Origin of the sequence: Actinoplanes sp. NPDC049598, from assembly GCF_040675435.1 — a bacterium.
Taxonomy (GTDB): domain Bacteria; phylum Actinomycetota; class Actinomycetes; order Mycobacteriales; family Micromonosporaceae; genus Actinoplanes.
The window spans coordinates 361,200-379,757 of the sequence record NZ_JBFAOX010000003.1; the positions used below are offsets into that span (position 1 = coordinate 361,200).

An 18,558-nucleotide genomic window follows, 5' to 3' on the forward strand; every position below is an offset into this window, starting at 1 on the left:
CAGCGTTACATGATCAACTACCTGAGGTGATCATGGCATAGAGGCGGATCAAGGCGTAGTGGCGGTAGCGGTTCGCCGCGGGGTGGATCAAGTTGTGGTCGAGCAGCTCGGCGATGGCTCCGGCCACCCGGGGCAGCGTCCACCCGGTCAGCTCGGCGGCGGCCACGGCGTCAAAAATGGGGAGCTGGGCGGCGGCCCGGCACAGGTCGCGGGCTCGCGGCGAGAGGGCGCCGAAGGCCTGGGCCAGCGTCGCCTCCAGAGAGAGGTCGCCGGCGGTCAGCGCAGACAGCCGGCGCGTCTCGTCGGTCAGGCGCTGAGCGAGGTGGCTCATCGTCCAGCCGGGACGTCCGGCCACTCGATTGCCGGCGATGCGCAGGGCCAGGGGCAGATGGGCGCAGTAGTCGGCGACCTGGACGGCAGCCGGGTCGGGCGTGCCGGTGATCGCGGTCAGCAGGGTGACCGAGTCGGCTGGAGGGAGCGGCGGCAAAGGCAGCCGGGTGACGCCGGGCAGGCCGGACAGGGCGCGCCGGCTCGTGATCCAGACCCGGGGTGGCAGCGGTGGGAGCGAGTGCACGCTGCTGGCGTTGTCCAGGATCAGCAGCTGGCCGTCGGGGACGGCCGGCAGCGGGTTCCGCAGGTCGTGGAAGTGGACGGGGCCGGGCACCAGCGACGCGGCGTGCACGGCCAGGGCGGTTTTGCCGACACCCGGCTGGCCGTGAATCAGGACCGGCGCGCCGGCGGACACCAGCACGGCCAGCTCGGCGGCGCGGCCGGTGAAGTCGGGGACGGCGCGCGGCGGAGCGTACGGCCGGTGGGAGCGCGACGAGCGCGCCGCGTCGATCAGAGCGTGACGCTGCGACGGGTCGAGAGCCAGGGCGGCGGCCAGGGCGTCCAATGTGCGCCGTTGCGGGACCGTGCTGTGGCCTCGTTCCATGTCGCTGATCGCGCGGGCGCTCACCCCGGAGGCGTCGGCCAGGTCCCGCAGGGTCATGCGGGCGGCGCGGCGGTGCGAGCGGATCAGCGCGGCGAACGTCACGGGAAAAGTCTCGCCGTGAGTACCGCGATGCAGCTCAGTCGAACGACTGCGATCGTTACTGCTGATGACAGAATGCGATGGTGCTGGTGGGCCGGGACGCCGAGGTGGGGTTGCTGCGCGGGCTCGTCGAGCGGGCGCGGCAGGGTCACGGCGGCGCGCTGGTCATCCGGGGCGAGCCGGGCATCGGGAAGACCGCGCTGTTGAAGGCGGTCGAGCAGGAGGCCCGTGACCTGCACATCCTGCGGGCCACCGGCGTCGAGAGCGAGTCGCGCCTGCCGTACGCCGCGCTTCACCAGCTCTTCTTCCCGCTGACCAGGCAGATCCGCCGGCCCGAGCTGTTGGCCGCCCTCGGGGAGAGATCGCAGGAGCAGCCCGACCTGTACGCCGTCGCGCGCGCCGTCCTGGAGCTGATCGTCGACCTGGCGCCCGTCGTCCTCGTGCTCGACGACCTGCACTGGTTCGACAAGGAGAGCGGCGACGTCCTCGCCTTCGTGGCCCGCCGCATCGGTGGTGAGGCCGTGCTGGCCGTCGGCGCGACCCGGCTGCTGTCCCGCGAGTCGGGCCTGCCCGACCTGGAAATCGGCCGCCTGCCCGGCGATGTCGCCGCCGCTCTGCTCGACGCGTACGCCCCGAATCTGTCGGCCACCGCCCGGCAGCGGTTGCTGACCGAGGCCGCCGGTAATCCGCTGGCCCTGGTCGAGCTGCCCAAGACCGCGGCCGGCCGGCCGCTGGACGACACCTTGCCGCTCAACAGCCGCCTGGAGCGGGCCTTCGCGGCGCGGGCGGAAGCGGAAGGGACCGGCACCGCCCGGCTGCTGTTGATGCTGGCGGCCGACTCCAGCTGTGACCTCAAGCGTCTCCTTCAAGCGGCCGGGGCGGGGCTCGACGACGTCCAGCGGGCGATCGACGCCGAGCTGATCGAGCTGGACGGCGCGAGCCTGCGTTTCCGGCATCCGCTGATGCGGTCCGCCGTCTACCAGCAAGCGCCGCTGGCGGCCCGGCTCGCCGCGCACCGGGCGCTGGCCGATCAGCTCGCCGACTTCCCCGATCGCCGCCTGTGGCATCTCGCCTCGGCCACGGTCGGCACCGACGAGACGCTCGCGGCCGAGCTGGAGCTGTACGCCGAGCGGGCGCGGGCCCGGGGCGCCACGATGGCCGCCGTGGCGGCGCTGCGGCGGGCCGGCGCGCTGACCGACCGGCCCGAGCGGTTCACGCTGCGGGCGGCCGAGCTGGCGAGCGAGGTCGGCGCGCGGCACGAGGTCGAGCAGATGCTGGACGGCAACGACCTCACCGATCTGGGGCCGGTCGAGCGGGCCCGATTGACCAATGTGCTCGAGGTGGTCCGCTATCCGCGCTACACCGATCCGCTGCGGCGGGTGGAGGAGCTGACGGAGATCGCCGTGGCCGCGTACGAGGCCGGCAGCCCGCAGGTCGGCCGGCAGGTCCTGTGGCGGGCCGCGTCGCGCTGTTTCTTCCAGGCCACCGGGCCGGAGACCGCCGCGGCCCGGGCCCGGATCGCCGCGTTGATCGACACCGGTGACCCGCTGGCGCTGGCGGTTCTCGCCTACACGGTCCCCGAGGAGCGGGGTTTCGAGGTCCTGAAACGGATGACCGGCGACACGGGCCCGGAGGCGGCCCGGTTCCTGGGCAGCGCCGCCCTCGTGCTGGGCGATTTCGAGCGCAGCTCCACCACCCTGGACGAGGCGGTGGCCGAGGCCCGGGCCCAGGGCCGGCTGGGGGTGCTGACGCGGCTGCTGGCCAGCAGCAACTGGGGCCGGATCTGGCTGGGGCAGTGGGATCGGGCCCAGGCCGAGCTGATCGAGGCCGGCACGCTGGCCGCGGAGACCGGCGAGGCGTTCTACGCGGTGGCGGCGCAGACCACCCTGGCCGCGATCGCCGCCCTGCGGGGTGAGCTCGACGAGGCGCGCCGGCTGATCGACGAGGTCGCCGCCAGCCCGCTCACCGAGGGCATGCGGTACATCCAGGTCGCGCTCGCCCAGGCCCGGGGCCTGGTCCATCTCTTCCGGGGTGAGGCCTCGGAGGCGTACGGGGTGCTGGCCCGCACGTTCGACCCGGCCGACCCCACGTATCACCGCTACATGCGCTGGTGGCTCGTGCCGGAGCTGCTCGACGCGGCGATCGGCGCCGGGCGGCTGGCCGAGGCGCGGGAGCTGATCGCCGAACTGCCCGCCCTGGCCGACCGGGTCCGGGCGCCGATGCTGCAGGTGGCGGCCGAGTACGCGGCCGTGGTGACCGATCCGGGCGAGCCGGAGATCACCACCCGCTGGCCGCTGTACCGGGCGCGGCTTCAGCTGCACCGCGGACGGGCCCGCCGCCGCCACGGCGGACCGGCTCGCGATTTGCTGCGCGCCGCTCGCGACAGTTTCGATGCGCTGGGCGCCGTGCCGTGGGCCGACGCGGCCCGGGCCGAGTTGCGGGCGGCCGGCGAGCACAGCGGGCGCCGCTCAGAACCCGTACAGGCGCGGCTCTCTCCGCAGGAGTTGCAGATCGCCGCCATGGCGGCAGAAGGCCTGACCAACCGCGAGATCGCCGAGCGGTTGTTCCTGTCCCACCGCACCATCGGCTCGCACCTGTACCGGATCTACCCGAAGCTCGGCATCACCCGGCGCGCACAGCTGTCAAGCGTCCTGAACGTGCCGTAGCGCCCACTCCAGGGCCGTGTCGGCGATCTTCTCCCAGCCCGGCTCGGCGCAGGTCCAGTGCGAGCGGCCCGGCACCTCGACATAGTCGGTGATCGTGCCCTCGCCCTTGTAGTGGTGGGCGTTCGAGCGGTTCACCGACGGCGGCATGATGTGGTCGGCGCCGCCCGCGATGAACAGCAGCGGCGCCCGGTCCGGGTTGCGGTAGTCGACCCAGGTCTCCTGCTTGCCCGGTTTGAAGTTCGCGATCAGGCCGTACGCCCACACCCAGCTCCCCGGGGCCGCGATGGCGTACCGCTCGTAGGCCGCTCTCGATTCCTCTTCGGACAGCGTGTTGGTGAAGGCGTACCGCCATTGCTCGGGGGTGAAGCCGGCCGCCTGATGCCGCTTGGCCGGGTTGTTGAGGATCGGGAACAGCGACTTGAGCTGCGACGGCGGCGTGACCCGGATGCCCTCGGGCGGGGCCGAGTCGATCACCACCCCGGCCGCGCCGTGCCCGCGGTCGAGCAGCAGCTGGGTGAGCGTGCCGCCGAACGAGTGACCGATCAGGATCGGCTTCTCGGGCAGCGCCGTGATGATCTTCTCGAGGTGGGCGATGGTCTCCGGCACGGTCAGCGAGGCGATCGGCGACGGGTCCGCCCGCAGCGCCTCCACCTCGACCTCGAAGCCGGGGTAGGCCGGGGCGACGACCGTGTGGCCCTTGGCCTCGTAGTACGGGATCCAGTGCTCCCAGCTGCGCGGGGTCACCCACAGGCCGTGGATCAGGACGATCGTGCTCATGCGGCGAACTCCTCCAGGAACGCGAGCAGGTCGTTGGCGAGCTGCTCTTTGTGGGTGTCGGTGATGCCGTGCGGCGCGCCGGCGTAGACGATCAGCTCGGCCCCCTCGACCAGCGCGGCCGATGCCTTGCCACCGACGTCGAACGGGACGACCTGGTCGGCGTCGCCGTGGACGACCAGCGTCGGCACGTCGAACTTCGCGAGGTCGGCCCGGAAGTCGGTGGCCGAGAAGGCGGCGATCGACTCGTACGCGTTGCGGTGCCCGGCCGCCATCGACTGCAGCCAGAACGCGTCCCGGATCCCCGGCGAGGCGGCGCCGCCGAAGAACGGCCCGGCCGCGAGATCCTGGTAGAGCTGCGACCGGTCGGCCCGCGAACCCGCCCGCAGATCATCGAAGACCTTGACCGGTACGCCGTCCGGGTTGTCGGCCGTCCGCAGCATGAACGGCGGCACGGCCGAGACCAGCACGGCCTGGGCGACCCGCGCCGTACCGTGCCGTCCGATGTAGCGGGTGATCTCGCCACCACCGGTGGAGAAGCCGACCAGGGTCACGTCCCGCAGATCGAGGTGCTCGATCAGGGCGGCCAGGTCGTCGGCGTACGTGTCCATCTCGTTGCCGGTCCACGTCTGCGTCGACCGGCCGTGCCCGCGCCGGTCGTGCGCGATCGCCCGGTAGCCGTGCTCGGCCAGGAAGAGCTGCTGCGCCTCCCAGCTGTCGGAGTTGAGCGGCCATCCGTGGGCCAGGACGACCGGACGGCCCGTACCCCAGTCCTTGTAGTAGATCTGGGTGCCGTCGGAAGTGGTCACGTAGCTCATCGGGCGGCCCTCTTGATCAGATCGGTGGTGGCCCCGGGCTGGGAGATCATCGCGACGTGCGAGGCGTCGACCTCGACCGTGCGGGCGCCCGCCCGCCGGGCCATGAAGCGCTGCGCCGCGGCCGGGATGAGGTTGTCGCGCCGGGCGACCAGGTAGTACGACGGGACGGTGGCCCAGGCCGGCGGGCCGGACGCCTCCCGCAGCGTGGTCACGTCGCCCGGGCGCTGACCGGCCCACATCAGGTCGGTCGTCGACCGGGGCAGATCACCGGCGAAGACGTCGTGGAAGTACTCCCGGCGGACGTAGCCGTCGGCGCTCGCCCCGTAGGGCCGGAACTCCAGTTGCGGCTCGCCCAGTTTCGTACCGGGGAACTTGTTCTGCAGCCCGTAGACGGTGTCGCCGGCGTCGGGAGCGAACGCGGCGACGTAGACGAGCGCCTTGACGTCCGGGTTGCCGGTGGCCGCGTTGGTGATGACCATGCCGCCGTAGGAGTGTCCTACGAGGACTTTGGGCCCGGGGAGCGAGGCCAGAATGCTGGCGAGGTAGGCGGCGTCGGAAGCGACACCACGCAGCGGGTTGGCCGGGGCGAGCACGGGATAGCCGGCCCGGATGAGCCGGCTCAGCACCCCGTTCCAGCCGGAGGCGTCGGCGAAGGCGCCGTGGACGACGACGATGGTCGGCTTCTTGGTGCCGTGGGCGGCGGCCGGGGCGGCCAGCACCCCGGTAGCGGCTATCGCGGCCGAGCCGGCCAGAACAGCGCGGCGGCTGAGAGTGGGCATGTGGATCCTCTCGATCGGTGATCTCATGCAAACAGCGCCGCCCGGGGGAGGACCATGCGGAGAGTTAGGCAGAACTCAGCTCGGCCAGCGCCTGCTCGGCGACCTTGATCCAGCTGTTGCTGTTGGCGACGTTGCGGCCGCGGGTGAGCTCGACCGTGCGGGTGAGCTCGGCCCGGGCTTGGTCCTCGTGGCCCGCCGCCGCCTCGGTCAGGCCGAGCACCAGGTGCACCAGCGCGATCAGCAACGGCTCGCCGAACGTGCGGGCCAGCGGCATCGCGGCGTGGGCGGTAGCGGCCGCCTCGTCCCAGCGTTTCAGGCGGGTCAGCCCATAGGCGAGAAAGACGGTCGCCGTCAGCTGCGCCACCTCCCGCGCCGGCGGCGACAACGGCCGCCGCTCCAGCTCGGCCAGGGTGGCCCGATACTGCGCGACCGAATCCTCCAGACGCTCGAGTCCCTCCAGCGCCTCGCCGATCGCCACCATGGTCTGCAGGTAGCCGTCATGGTCACCGGCCGCCTCGGCCAGCTCCAGCGAACGGGTCATCAGCTCAATGGCCCGTGCGTGATCGCGGTTGTGGTTGTATCCGTCCGCCGCGTACTTCAAAGCGATCGCCTGCTCTCTGACGTCGCCGAGTTCCACCGCCATGCCGTACGCCTCCAGGGCCTGGGCCGCGCTGTCGGAGTAGAGCCCGTCGCAGCTGGCCGACGCCCACGCCTGGTAGTTGAGGTGCACGACCTCCTGAAGCCGGTCGGGCAGCCGGGCGGCCGACTCCCGCGACATGGCGTAGACCGCGCCCCACGGGTCGACGGTGTAGGTCCGATCCGAGTACCAGTGCAGCGACTCGGCGACGTCGACCACGCGCTGATGGTCCCCGGCCGCGGCCGCCCGCCGCATGGCCTCGAACCAGCCGTCCACTTCGGCCTGCAGCCACGCCTGGGCCAGCTCCCGGGTGTCCAGCGGAACGGGATGCCGCCAGTTCCCGGGCGCTTTGCCGTACGCCGGCTCGAACCACCGCCCGGCCGCGATCGCCGTGTCCAGATACCACCCGACCAGCCGTTGTTCGGCCGCCCGCCGCACCGCCGCGCTCTCCTCGGCCCGCAGCCGCGCCCGCGCATACAGCCGGATCAGATCGTGGAAGCGATACCGGTCGTGCCCCTCCGGCTGCAACAGCCCCAGCTCGAGCAGCTCCTCCAGCACATCCTCGGCGTCGTAGAGGTCACGCTCGGCGAGAACCGCCGCCGCCGCGGCCGAGAAGGACAGGGTCGGCACATGGGCCAGCCGGCGGAAGACTGTCCGGGCCGTCTCGGGCAAGTGGCGGTACGAGGCGTCGAAGGCGTTCTCGACCGGCGTGAGCACCTCCAGCCGCCGATCCGGATCGGTCAGCTGGTTCTGGTCGTCCAGGGTCGCGGCGATCCGCAGCGCAAGCGGCAGACACCCGCAAAGCCGCGCGGTCTCCTCCGACCCGGCCTCCCCGAGCAGCTCCACCGCCTCGGCCGTGCTCAACGGCGCCAGCGCGACCCGCCGTACCGCCTCCAGCCCACCCAGCACCCGCCGGCTCGTCACGACGGTCGTCGCGCCCATCAGCCCGCGCACCTGGGCCTCCCGGCCGGCGTTGTCGAGAATCACCAGACAGCGGCGCTCGGCCAGGATCGCCCGCAACTGCCCCGTACGCTCCGGCTCCCCCCGCGCGATCAACCGCGAGCTGACCCCGAGCGCCCGCAGAAGCATGGTCTGCGCCTCACCGACCGGCACCCCACCACCCGGCTCGGTCCCCCGCAGATCCAGATAGAACCGCCCGTCCGGAAACCGCTGTTCATGCAGCTCGGCCACCTTCAGAGCCAGCCCCGTCTTCCCCACCCCCGGCGCCCCGTGCACAACCGTCACCGGCGACACGTCTGCCCAGTGCTCAGCGATCGCAGCGAGTTCGTCACCCCGGCCCACGAAATGCCCACTACGCCGAGGCAGATCACACATCCGCGGCCGCCCGGCGCTGCTCGTCTCCCGCCCGGCCCGGGCCAGCTCAACCAGCGTGCCGTCCCCACCCAGCGCCCCACTGAGCGCCGCAACCGTCCGCGGCCGCGGCGCCCGGCTACGCCCCCGCTCCATGTCGCTGATCGCCCGCGCACTGACCCCGGACGCCTCGGCCAGCCCCTCAATGGTCAGCCCACGCCGAACCCGCAGCTCCCGAAGCCGCCCACCAAACCCCAGCCCACCCTGCTCAGGAAGTGTCATAGCCGAGCCGACGCTAGTAACGCCCGAACCAGCCGAATCGGCCCTCAGCGCACGGTTCTCGACCCACCGCGCACGATCCACCCAGCCGCGCCGCCCGTAAGGTCGCCACTGGCCCCGACGCCTGGTCGACGCCGGGGCCGAGCTGTCGGCAGGACCGCGAATCCCGCGGAAGCCAGACCACGTGTCATCCGGCACTCACAACCTACCGCTCCGGTCTATTCCTGTCTACGTGCGTACGTATACGTAGATGAAGGGAGCTAGGCGTAGCTGACCGCCTACTGTCCGATCTATGAACGACGAGCCGCAGGAGTCCTATCGCCACCGGACACCCCGCCCGGTCTACGTGACGATCGCGGACGAACTCGCCGCCGAGATCGCCAACGCTCCCGTCGACTCCCCGATCGCCAGCGAGAAGGACATTCAGCAGCGCTGGGGCGTAGCCCGGGCAACCGCCCGTCACGCCATAGCCGAGCTGCGAGACCGCGGCCTCGTCTACACCGTCCCCGGCCGGGGCTCCTTCGTCAGCCCACGCTTGCAGACCTAAAACGCGCGCTTGTGCAAATTTATGCATATCGACACCCGCGCCCAGCGAAGCGCGCATCACTTACGCATATTTAACGATGCTGGCCCGGCCGACAACACTCAGACGACTCACGCTCACGGCGACCATCCCACCCACCACGCGCACCACACCGGGGGTCTCCGGGCTCGGCCCGGAACGGACATGACGAGAGGCCCCGGCCCACGCTTCACGCAGACAGAGAGCGCCTGAAGTCTCGTGGAGCTGTGGGAATTCGAACCCCAGACCCCCGCGATGAACTCTGGGCGGTCCGGTCGGACTTGGTGCTTCCCCGAGGTCAGATGGCGAAGCGGTCTCCCTCGGCTCGTTGAAGACTGCACGGCTGCTGCACTTCCCTGCCGCGCCCCTCACTCTCGCCAGCTCCGGCAAACCTAGCCCTCGGGCATCATTCCGATCTTGACCGGATGCCAAAACGAACATATGTTCGATTGCATGCCTGTGCTCGCAAGTAACGCACGTCACTCCATGGGCGCGGCGTGCCGAGCCTTCGCGCCGCACAGCTTGCCAACCGCGCGTCTACAGTGTCTTATGTTTTTCCAACCTCAACTGAGGGGCCGGATTCATAAGACCTGGAGGATGGCCGATGACGGTGAGCGCTCTTCCCTTCGATGGGGGCGGCTACGAACGACAGCTTCAGCAGCTCGGGATCCCGTACGAAGCGCTGCTCGAGGTGATCGGAGCCAGCAACACCGAGCGACGCCTGTGCGCACTGACCTCCGCCCGAACAGCGTTCGGGTACTACGCCTACAACGGTGCCGTCATCGGCCTCACTGGGCAGCTGAAAGATCACGGGTTCCGTCGCATCAATGTCAACGGCGTGCTGCCCTTGTGGGTAAACCGAGAACGCGGCGTCAAGCTGGGTGTGACGAGTGGTAATTCCATGACGGGCATCAGGGGAACAGGGATCCAGCCACGAAGCAGATACCCCAAGGGCGAGCTGACTCAGCAGATGGTCCAACGGAACCAGCCAGCGGGGTGGATGCGACTCTTCGATGTCAGCCAGGAAGCGGAGAGTAGCGATGACGAGTCGATCGCCGACCTCGACCTCTGGCTCCTGCTCATGTTCATCGATAAGGCTAAGTGTGAGATACGGTACGAGGTCTCACGTCCGATCGGAACGAACGCTCGCGGGTACATCACTCAGTGGAGTCCCCGTGTCACCCCTCCGCCATACGCGGTTGAAGAGTTCACAGAGTTCCCTGACGACGACGACCCGAACGAGGGTTTTGGGGAAATCGACGTTCCCGTCGAGCCGAAGTAGCGCCTCCTGTAGGCGCCTTCTACGAGGAAGAGTGCGCCGTGTTTACGCCGTCTAGATTGTCTCTTGCGCGCAAGCGTCGCGGACTTACGGCTGCGGAGCTGGCTAGACGTGTCGGCTTGACAACGCAAAGTATCTACAACTACGAGCGAGGACGCCAGAAACCCGGAGACGATGCTCTCACGAGAATCGCCTCCGAACTAGATTTTCCATCGGCCTTCTTCTCTCGACCGCATATAGAGACAATCGAAGAGGACCGCGTCAGCTTCAGAGCTAGAACCAAGATTCAGGCAACAGCTCGGGACGCAGCCTTGACAACCGCAGCGCTGAGCGCCGAACTGAGCGCCCTTCTCGACGAGCGCTTTCGCCTACCTGGTCCGAATGTACCTACATTGGAACGCCATCGCCCGGAGCAAGCCGCAGAGTACGTGCGGGCCAGGTGGGGACTCGCCGAAGGCTCGCCGGCGCCAAATATGGTGCACTTGCTTGAGGTGAACGGCGTTAGAGTGTTTTCTCTGGCACCCGAATACAGCGATGTTGACGCCTTTTCTTTTTGGGAAAAAGGAACACCTATCGTCGTCCTCAACACTCTGAAGACCGGGGAGCGGGGAAGGTTTGATGCCGCTCACGAGCTCGGACATCTAGTCCTTCACGGACACAATGGTTGCAGCGACTGGGACAGAGACAGCGAGCGTGATGCGAATACTTTTGCATCCTCCTTCCTGATGCCCCGCCTAAGCGTTAGATCGCGTATCCCCAGTAATCCGACCACGGATCAGATACTCAGAGGGAAGCGCTTCTGGCGAGTTGCCGCCCTAGCTCTCGCCTACCGAGTCAATGACGTCGGCATGTTCAGTGAGTGGAATTACCGGCGCTGCCTGATTGAGCTTGCAAAGTTAGGCTACCGAACCACCGAGCCGAACGGCATTGACCGAGAGAGGTCACAAGTACTCCAAAAGGTCTTCACTGGCCTCCGTCAGCAGAAGATTACTGCCCGCGTATTTGCTGCCGATCTTGGCTTACGGCTTGAGGACCTGAACGCTCTCACCTTCGGATTGTTCGTAGGCGCTGTTGACGGCGGCGGCGAGGAGGAGCGTTTGTCGCCTCGACCAGATGGGCTACGGCTCGTTGTCGGTGGGAAGCCTTAATAGGCCCATCTCTCGACAAGGGCTGTTCCGCTCAGCCGAGCGATGAAAAAATGTGGCCCATCCCATAGCGGAGTACTACATTAGCCGTCTGACCAGGCGTTTTAGGGTGGGGAGTGCCACTAGACAGTGTGGGTACAGTTGTGGTACACTAGAAGGTTTACTTGGCACGCTACTTACCTGCGACTATCGTCTCTTCACAGGACCTGCCATTACGGCGGGGTGACGCCCGGGAGGCCACCCGAGCGTCACCTAGTCATGAGTTCAGCCCGTTGAAGAGGAGCACCCAAGACATGCCTAAGAACAAAGTACCGCGCCACAAGCCAGAGCGGCACGACCTGGTCCTGCTATTGGTGAGTGCAGCGTCGGCCCTTATGCATGGTCTCGCTCATCTGGTGGATGCCGTTGGACGGCTGTACCACTGAAGCGTAAGACGCTAAGGCGAAGCGCAACCCACCCGCAGTCAAGATCCGCTATCGGCGAATCCCCTCCTCAACCGGCAGCGGCGCTTTGCCGATAGAGCATCTTGGCTCCGCCCATATTTCGGCAACATAATCATCGAGGTCGCGTCACCCTCGCTGGGCGGCGCGGCCTCGACTCGTCTCACTGACCCTCGACCATTAGGTCAAGCTCACCCTGGATCGTGGCCGACGTGTCGCGAATCAGTGTCCAAGACGCCCGACGTACCTGCGGCTCGCTCCTGGCGGACCTCGACCTGAACACGCGGTTGGCCATGCAGATCCTGCTGCACGTCGACTTCAAGGTCACGATGAAGGTCTACACGCAGGTCTCGTCCAAGCAGATGATCGACGCGTTGCGCCGGCTCAGCGACAGCCTCGACAGGTGAAGCTTCATGACTTGCTGCACTTAACTGCTTTACAACATCAAAATGCTGCTCCGGGAAGTACCCAGAGCAGCCTCTCACCTGCGGTGGAGCTGTGGGGATTTGAACCCCAGACCCCCTCGATGCGAACGAGGTGCGCTACCAGACTGCGCCACAGCCCCTTACCGATCCCTCGGACGTGTCCGTGGAACCGCAGCAAGGCTAACAGGTAACGCACCGCCCCCGCGAACCGACCCCCACACCGGTCCTCACGCCGTGTGGTGGCGCCCTCCGGCCTCGTACGCCCGCCCGCGCAACCCGCCCGCCCGGCGGTAGGAGACCGAGGCCGTAGCCGCCGGCGGCAGATCCTGGTCCAGGCCCATCGCCGCCCGGCGCACCGCTTCCTTCTGAGCCGCCAGCCGCTTGGCCGCTTCGCGACGGGCCGCCTGCCGGCGGGCCTGCTCCCGCCGCACCTCAGCCTGCCGAGCCGCCAGCCACGCCGCCTCACGAGCCTCCTCGCGCCGTCGGCGGCGGTCGGCGATAGCCCGATTACGCAGGTGGAACAGGTCGATCACCAGCAGCGTGAAGGTCACCGCAAACCCGATCCAGAAACCGGGCCCCACGGCGACCACCCCGATCAGCTCGATCAGGTTGAGCAGGATCAGCGCCGCGAAGACGCGCCGGCGGCGTACCACCGCCGGGGTGTGCCGGCGGACCGGCACCCGCCGGGCCGGGCGGCGACCCGGCTTGACCAGCCGAAGTCTTGGTCGTGGGGAGGGAGACGGCGAGACCGTAACCGAAACCAGCCGCCCAGGGTTGATCGGTCGGCGTCCGGGCACGGTGCGACGACGGCGGTGGCGCTGGAGCACCCTCGCCGTCGACGACGCCCGCTCCGCGGCGAGGCGCTCGGTGGCGTCGTACCGGCGCACGAGCGCGGGCGCGAGGGCGAGCAGACCCGCCGCGGTGAGGACGGCGAGGAGCACCGAGGTCGGCACCCTCACCCCTCCCGTCAGCTACGGGCGGTCCGCTTTACACTTTCCCGGCCACGGACCGCAAGACCCAATCTCCCCGAGGCTACGGGCGCGAGCTGCGGAAATGGTCACGGCGCGCCGGGCGTGTCAGGGCCCTTCTCAGGCCCGGACCCGGCGCCAGCGGGCCAGCAGACCGCCCTCGGCGGCCACTTCCTCGCTGGTCAGGGCATATCCGAGATGGTCTCGCCAGCTGCCGTCGATGTGCATGTAGCGCTGGTGGTACGCCTCCTCGCGGAAGCCGAGCTTCTCGACGACCCGGCGGGAGGGTTTGTTCTCGGGCCGGATGTTGACCTCGATGCGGTGCAGGCCGCCGGGGCCGAACGCGTGGTCGACGGCGAGGGCGAGCGCGGTCGGGATGACGCCCCGGCCGGCGACGCGGCTGTCGACCCAGTAGCCGGCGTAGGCCGAGCTGAAGGCGCGCCGGACGATGTTGCCGAGGTTGAGGTGACCGACCAGCCGTTCGTGGCCGTTCTCCTGGAGGCAGACCGCGAACGGCATGCTCTCGCCGCGCCGGGCCGCGCGTTTCATGTCCTGGTAGACGTAGCCGAAGGCGCGGGCCGAGTTCATCTCGGACCACGGGCCGGGCGGCGCCGACTCCCAGGGGGCGAGCCATTTCTGGTTGGCTGTCCGCACGTCGGACCAGGCGCGGCCGTCGCTGCGCTTGTAGGGGCGCAGCACGACGGGTCCGTCGGCCAGGACGGCGGGCCATCCGGGCGTGGACCCCAGCATCATCGCCTCCGGTCGAGGAGCAGCACGTCCACGGTCGAGCCGGCGGCCGCCGTGGTGACCCGCTCGCCGAGGACCAGTAGGCCGTTGGCCTCGGCCAGGCCGGAGAGAGTGTACGGCCCGCCGGCCAGTGGCTGCACCGTATGTCCCCCGCCGCGCCGTTCGGTGACGAACGCGGGGCGGAACTCGCGCAGGCCGCCGGGGGACGAGATGGTCTCCAGCAGGTGGGCCTTGACGCTGGGGCGGAACACCGGCTCGTTGCCGGCGAGCAGCTGGATGACGGGGTGGGCGAGCACCTCGAAGCCGATGAGGGCGGCGCCGGGCTCGCCGGGCAGGCAGATCACCGGGACCTCCTCGCCGCCGACCGTGCCGAAGCCGAGGGTGCTGCCGGGGCAGAGGGCCACGTCGGTGAACTCGACGGCGCCGCGGCCGGGGTCGCGGCGGGAGAGCACCCGGCGCAGCATGTCGCCGGGCCCGGTGCCGGTGCCCCCGGTCGTGATGATCAGATCGGCCCGGAGGGTCTGGTCCTCGAGCAGGCCGCGGAGCCCTTCCGGGTCGTCGTCGCAGATGCCGATGCGGTACGCGAGCGCGCCGGCCTCGACCGCGGCGGCGGTCAGCGCGTGCGAGTTGGCGTCGACGATCTGCCCGGGTTGGCTGGGCCGGCCCACGTCGACCAGCTCGTCGCCGGTGGCCACGACGACCACACGCGGGCTGGGCCGGACCACGACGTGCCCGATGCCGGAGGCGGCGAACGTCGCGACCATGGCCGGGGTGACGTAGGCGCCTTTGGGGGCGAGCACCTGACCGACCGCGACTTCGTCACCCGCCCGGCGTACGCCCGAGCCCCTCTTCGGCGCGTGCAGGATCTCCACGGCGGCCATGCCCTGGTCGGTCCAGTGCACGGGCACGACCACGTCGGCCCCGATCGGCAGCGGCGCGCCGGCGGCCACCGAGAAGCACGTGCCGGGCGACAGCCGGACCGGGCGCCAGCTGGACGCGCCGAGGTCACCCACCACGTTGAGCCGGACCGGGCGCGGGCCGCCCTCGACCCGCCCGAACGCCGGGTGGGAGCCGACCCGGCCCGCCCCGCCGAGGTCTTCCCAGCGTGCGGCGTATCCGTCGATCGCGGCCTGGTCGAACGCCGGGTACGGATGCGGCGCCAGCACGTCGGTGGCGAGCGTGTTGCCGTGGGCCTGGGTGAGGTCGAGGTCGAGCGGAGGCAGCGGCCGGAGCCTGCGCAGCACGCTGCCCAGGTATTCGGCGAGAGGCTTCAGCTCGTTGGCGGCCGCCTCGGCATCGGCCGTGGCCGTCATCCTTGCGCGTTCCGGGTCATCAAGTCACCGCACCTTCAGTATCGAGTCCGTGCTCTGCAGCGAGACTAACGGCCGCGTGCCTGCCCGGGCGGTCGTGGCCCGGTCGGGACGGCGGCCTCGGTATCCAAGTTTCCTTCGGGTATGGCTGGGGAAACTTGCGAATTGATCACATCTTCGGGCTCGGCCAGGCGGTACGTGTCACGCCCGGCCCGCTTCGCCGCGTAGAGCGCGGTGTCGGCGGCGGCCAGCACTTGCCGCGCGTCACCACCGTGTTCCGGGTAGACGGCGACGCCGATCGACACGGTCACCGGGATGCCCAGGTGGTCGGGGCGCAGCGGGTCGATCGGCACCGGTCGGTCCCGTACGGCGGCGCCGAGCCGCTCGGCCACGATCGCCCCGCCGTACGCGTCGGTCTCCGGCAGCAGCACCACGAACTCCTCACCGCCCTGCCGGAACGCCACGTCGACCTCGCGCAGCCCGACCCGGATACGCCGGGCGAACTCGGCCAGCACGGCGTCACCGGCCGCGTGCCCGTACGTGTCGTTCACGTCCTTGAAGTGGTCCAGGTCGAGCACGAGCACCGTGAGCATCCGCCCGAACCGGCTCGCCCGCTCCACCTCCCGGCGCAACGATTCCCGCAGGTAACGGTAATTCCACAACCCGGTGAGGGGGTCGGTCAGCGAGAGCCGCTGCGCCTCCTCGTGCATCCGCACGTTGTGCACCGCCACCCCGGCCTGACCGGCGAACGTCCGCAGGGTCCGCAGGTCGGCGTCGTCGAAGCGGTCGCCGCCGACCCGGTCGTAAAGGGCCAGGACCCCGAGGGTCTCGGGTTCGTCGCCGTCCTCGACCGGCGCGCAGATCGGCACGGCCACGTACGTCCGGCACGGCGGCTCGGAGGTGGCGATCTCGCCGTGCCCCCGCCGCCATTCACCGCTGGCCGCCACCCCGCCGAGCACCCCGTGGCCGACGGTCAGCCGCCGCTGGGGCAGGTCGGCGTCGGGCACGTCCCAGTTCCCGGTCAGCCCGACGCCGCACTGCGCGACCAGCTCACCCTTCACCGGGTCGATCAGCAGCACGAGGCCGGCCCGGGCGCCGGTGGCGGCGAGCGCGGTCCGCAGGATGACCTGGAGGATGCGCTGCAGGTCGTGGGTGCTGGAGAGGGTCTCGCCGAGGATGGCCAGATGGCCGCGGAGCTGGTCGCGGCTGGCGGTCAGGGCCTGGACGTACGCCTGCAACTCGCGGGTCATGCGGTTGAAGGTGGCCGCCAGCCGGCCCAGCTCGTCCGGCCGCAGGATCGGCACGCGGGTGTCGAGATCGCCGTCCGCCACCCGGCCGGCGGCCCAGGCCAGGTCGCCCAGGGGCCGGGTGGTGGTGCGGGCGAGCCAGCGGGCGACCAGGACGGCGGCCAGGGCCGCGGCCAGGACGACGGCGGGGAGTACGGCGTACAGGAAGGTCGGCCTGTACGCCGGCACGGTGAGCGTGATCGCCAGCGGTTGCCCGGGCTCGGGAACGATCCGCCGGACCTGCCCTTCACCGTCGCCGGTCAGGCTCACCCGGGCCCCGCTGACGGCACTGAGCCGGCCCAGGAACGCGTCATCGACGGTCTGAGCTGCGGTGATGGTGGTGTCGCGGGCGACCGCCGCGGCCGAGATGGTGGTGGCCGGCCCCTCGGACGGGGTGGCGCAGCTCCGCCAGTCGTCGTGGCGTTCTCGCGCGCTGACCTCGATGCCGGTGGCCAGGCCGCGCGCGATCAGCTGGCCCGCCACCGCGGATCGGTCATTCGCGGGCACCACCGCCACCGCGTCGGCCGCCGCCTGGAGCTGGCGGCAAGCAGCGGAAATGCTGGTACTGACGGTGGTCGCGGCCCGATCGAGCCGCTCGGTCGTCCGGTCCCGGCTCACCGTGGTGACGGTCAGGGCGACGAAGATGGACCCGAGCAGGACCGGACCGAGCACGACCACCAAAAAGGCCGTGGTGAGCCGGCCACGTAGCGTCACGCATCCTCCCGGGAGTGGCCCTCTTTGGAGCGATGCTGACATAGTGTGCACCGTTTGCCGCTTTTAAAAAGGGGGTGTTGCATGCCCGATTTAACCGGTGCCGCGGAAAAAACGAGACGCCGCAAGATCGCGCTCCGCAGTCATCTGCTCACGGCAAGGCGTCAGATGTCACCCTCAGCCCTCGCCGCAGCGGCCGCCCAACTTCAAGATCAAGTGCTTGAGGCGGTACGGGTTCAGCGGGCGACCACAATTGCCGCGTACGTCCCCGTCGGCGCCGAGCCCGGGGGCCCCGGCCTGGTCGCTTCACTGGCCGCCCACGGCCGCGTCCTGCTGCCCGTGCTGCGCCCCGACAACGACCTGGACTGGGCCCCGTACGAAGGCACGACCGTCCCCGGCCCTCGAGGCCTGCTGGAGCCCCCCGGCCCGCGCCTGGGCGTCGACGCCATCCTCTCGGCCGACCTCGTCCTGGTCCCAGCCCTGGCCGTCGACCGCCACGGCTTCCGCATGGGCCGCGGCGGCGGCTCCTACGACCGGGTTCTGAGCCGCCTCGCCGTCCTCCCGCCGCCCAGCGCCCCTCCGTCCAGCGCCCCTCCGCCCAGCACCCCTCCGCCCAGCACCCCTCCGTCCAGCACCCCTCCGCCCAGCACCCCTCCGCCCAGCACCCCTCCGTCCAGCACCCCTCCGCCCAGCGCCCCTCCGCCCAGCGCCCCTCCGCCAAGCAGCCCTTCCTCCGCCGACCACACCTCTCCCGCAAGCGCCCCCCTTGGCGCGCGAACGCCGCTGGTCCTGGCCCTGCTCCACGACGGTGAGCTGCTGGACGAGGTGCCGGCGGAGCCACATGATCGGCCCGTGCACGGGGCCCTCACGCCGCACGGTGGGCTATTCCTGGCCCCGACGTGATGTCCGCCCAACGCTCAACCTGCCGTTCGAGTGGACGAAATGACCTCCGATGGCGCAACATTGGCACTCGGAGTTGGCGAGTGCCAACAGCCGAAAGATCCGGAGGAGCCGTGCCTACCTACCAGTACGCCTGCACCGAATGCGGCCACCAGCTCGAGGCCGTGCAGTCGTTCTCCGACCCGGCGCTGACCGAGTGCCCGAACTGCCAGGGCAAACTCCGCAAGGTCTTCAGCTCCGTCGGCGTCGTCTTCAAGGGTTCGGGCTTCTACCGGAACGACTCCCGCTCCGGCAGCGTGAGCGCCGAGAAGTCCGCCTCCACCAACGGCGACGCCACCAAGAAGCCGGACACGTCAAGCTCCACCTCGAGCGACTCGTCCTCCAGCTCGACCACCTCGACGTCGTCATCTAGCAGCAGCTCGACCACCTCGTCGTCCTCTTCGTCGAGCACGAAGGCCCCCGCCGCTTCCTGACGCCAACCCCGAATC

15 protein-coding genes, 1 tRNA gene and 2 pseudogenes are annotated in these 18,558 nt (G+C 69.9%); 8 read left to right on the forward strand and 10 right to left on the reverse strand.

What is annotated here, in order from left to right; genetic code table 11:
• Positions 1–13: 13 nt before the first annotated feature.
• Positions 14–1,036, reverse strand: a complete 1,023-nt coding sequence (locus tag AB0J66_RS10370) for a helix-turn-helix domain-containing protein (protein ID WP_364658203.1) — start codon at positions 1,034–1,036, stop codon at positions 14–16.
• An 80-nt stretch (positions 1,037–1,116) separates the two neighbouring features.
• Here AB0J66_RS10370 and AB0J66_RS10375 point away from each other — a divergent pair, with 80 nt between their 5' ends.
• Positions 1,117–3,699 carry an AAA family ATPase gene (locus AB0J66_RS10375; RefSeq protein ID WP_364658206.1) on the forward strand — a complete coding sequence of 861 codons (2,583 nt, stop codon included), beginning with the start codon at positions 1,117–1,119 and terminating at the stop codon, positions 3,697–3,699.
• On the opposite strand, the gene AB0J66_RS10380 is transcribed toward AB0J66_RS10375, so the two are convergent.
• The 4 genes from AB0J66_RS10380 to AB0J66_RS10395 form a co-directional block, all read right to left on the reverse strand.
• Positions 3,676–4,476 (reverse strand): alpha/beta hydrolase, encoded by an 801-nt coding sequence (locus AB0J66_RS10380; RefSeq protein ID WP_364658209.1) that lies wholly within the window; start codon positions 4,474–4,476, stop codon positions 3,676–3,678. The genes AB0J66_RS10375 and AB0J66_RS10380 overlap by 24 nt on opposite strands.
• Positions 4,473–5,291: an alpha/beta hydrolase gene (locus AB0J66_RS10385; RefSeq protein ID WP_364658211.1), complete on the reverse strand. Its 819-nt coding sequence runs from the start codon at positions 5,289–5,291 to the stop codon at positions 4,473–4,475. Before AB0J66_RS10385 ends, AB0J66_RS10380 begins: the two co-directional genes overlap by 4 nt.
• Positions 5,288–6,070, reverse strand: coding sequence for an alpha/beta hydrolase (locus AB0J66_RS10390; protein WP_364658214.1), 783 nt, complete (start codon positions 6,068–6,070; stop codon positions 5,288–5,290). The genes AB0J66_RS10385 and AB0J66_RS10390 overlap by 4 nt, the downstream gene beginning before the upstream one ends.
• A gap of 64 nt (positions 6,071–6,134) precedes the next feature.
• Complete coding sequence (locus AB0J66_RS10395; protein WP_364658216.1) at positions 6,135–8,300, reverse strand: helix-turn-helix domain-containing protein; 2,166 nt, start codon at positions 8,298–8,300, stop codon at positions 6,135–6,137.
• A gap of 289 nt (positions 8,301–8,589) precedes the next feature.
• On the opposite strand from AB0J66_RS10395, the gene AB0J66_RS10400 reads away from it, so the two are divergent.
• From AB0J66_RS10400 to AB0J66_RS10420, 5 genes and pseudogenes are all read left to right on the forward strand, one after another.
• On the forward strand, positions 8,590–8,844 hold the full coding sequence (locus AB0J66_RS10400) for a GntR family transcriptional regulator (RefSeq protein ID WP_364658217.1): 255 nt from the start codon (positions 8,590–8,592) through the stop codon (positions 8,842–8,844).
• Between the two features lie 619 nt (positions 8,845–9,463).
• Complete coding sequence (locus AB0J66_RS10405; RefSeq protein ID WP_364658219.1) at positions 9,464–10,141, forward strand: hypothetical protein; 678 nt, start codon at positions 9,464–9,466, stop codon at positions 10,139–10,141.
• Between the two features lie 38 nt (positions 10,142–10,179).
• Positions 10,180–10,338, forward strand: a pseudogene (locus AB0J66_RS10410) (helix-turn-helix transcriptional regulator); the annotation flags it as partial.
• Positions 10,339–10,629: 291 nt separating this feature from the next.
• Complete coding sequence (locus AB0J66_RS10415; protein ID WP_364658690.1) at positions 10,630–11,286, forward strand: ImmA/IrrE family metallo-endopeptidase; 657 nt, start codon at positions 10,630–10,632, stop codon at positions 11,284–11,286.
• Positions 11,287–11,944: 658 nt separating this feature from the next.
• Positions 11,945–12,130: pseudogene (locus AB0J66_RS10420) on the forward strand (site-specific integrase); the annotation flags it as partial.
• Positions 12,131–12,214: 84 nt separating this feature from the next.
• Here the strand turns inward: AB0J66_RS10420 and AB0J66_RS10425 are convergent.
• The 5 genes from AB0J66_RS10425 to AB0J66_RS10445 form a co-directional block, all read right to left on the reverse strand.
• Positions 12,215–12,288 (reverse strand) — tRNA-Ala (locus tag AB0J66_RS10425).
• An 87-nt stretch (positions 12,289–12,375) separates the two neighbouring features.
• Positions 12,376–13,101, reverse strand: a complete 726-nt coding sequence (locus AB0J66_RS10430) for a hypothetical protein (protein WP_364658222.1) — start codon at positions 13,099–13,101, stop codon at positions 12,376–12,378.
• A gap of 135 nt (positions 13,102–13,236) precedes the next feature.
• Positions 13,237–13,869 carry a GNAT family protein gene (locus AB0J66_RS10435; RefSeq protein WP_364658224.1) on the reverse strand — a complete coding sequence of 211 codons (633 nt, stop codon included), beginning with the start codon at positions 13,867–13,869 and terminating at the stop codon, positions 13,237–13,239.
• Positions 13,866–15,176: a gephyrin-like molybdotransferase Glp gene (glp, locus tag AB0J66_RS10440; protein ID WP_364658227.1), complete on the reverse strand. Its 1,311-nt coding sequence runs from the start codon at positions 15,174–15,176 to the stop codon at positions 13,866–13,868. Before glp ends, AB0J66_RS10435 begins: the two co-directional genes overlap by 4 nt.
• A gap of 65 nt (positions 15,177–15,241) precedes the next feature.
• Entirely contained in the window at positions 15,242–17,173 is a 1,932-nt protein-coding gene (locus tag AB0J66_RS10445) for a diguanylate cyclase (protein ID WP_364658229.1), read from the reverse strand.
• A gap of 81 nt (positions 17,174–17,254) precedes the next feature.
• Here AB0J66_RS10445 and AB0J66_RS10450 point away from each other — a divergent pair, with 81 nt between their 5' ends.
• Positions 17,255–18,073, forward strand: a complete 819-nt coding sequence (locus tag AB0J66_RS10450; RefSeq protein WP_364658232.1) for a 5-formyltetrahydrofolate cyclo-ligase — start codon at positions 17,255–17,257, stop codon at positions 18,071–18,073.
• A gap of 110 nt (positions 18,074–18,183) precedes the next feature.
• A complete protein-coding gene (locus AB0J66_RS10455) occupies positions 18,184–18,543 on the forward strand; it encodes an FmdB family zinc ribbon protein (protein ID WP_364658234.1) in 360 nt (119 codons plus the stop codon).
• The last annotated feature ends 15 nt before the right edge of the window (positions 18,544–18,558 follow it).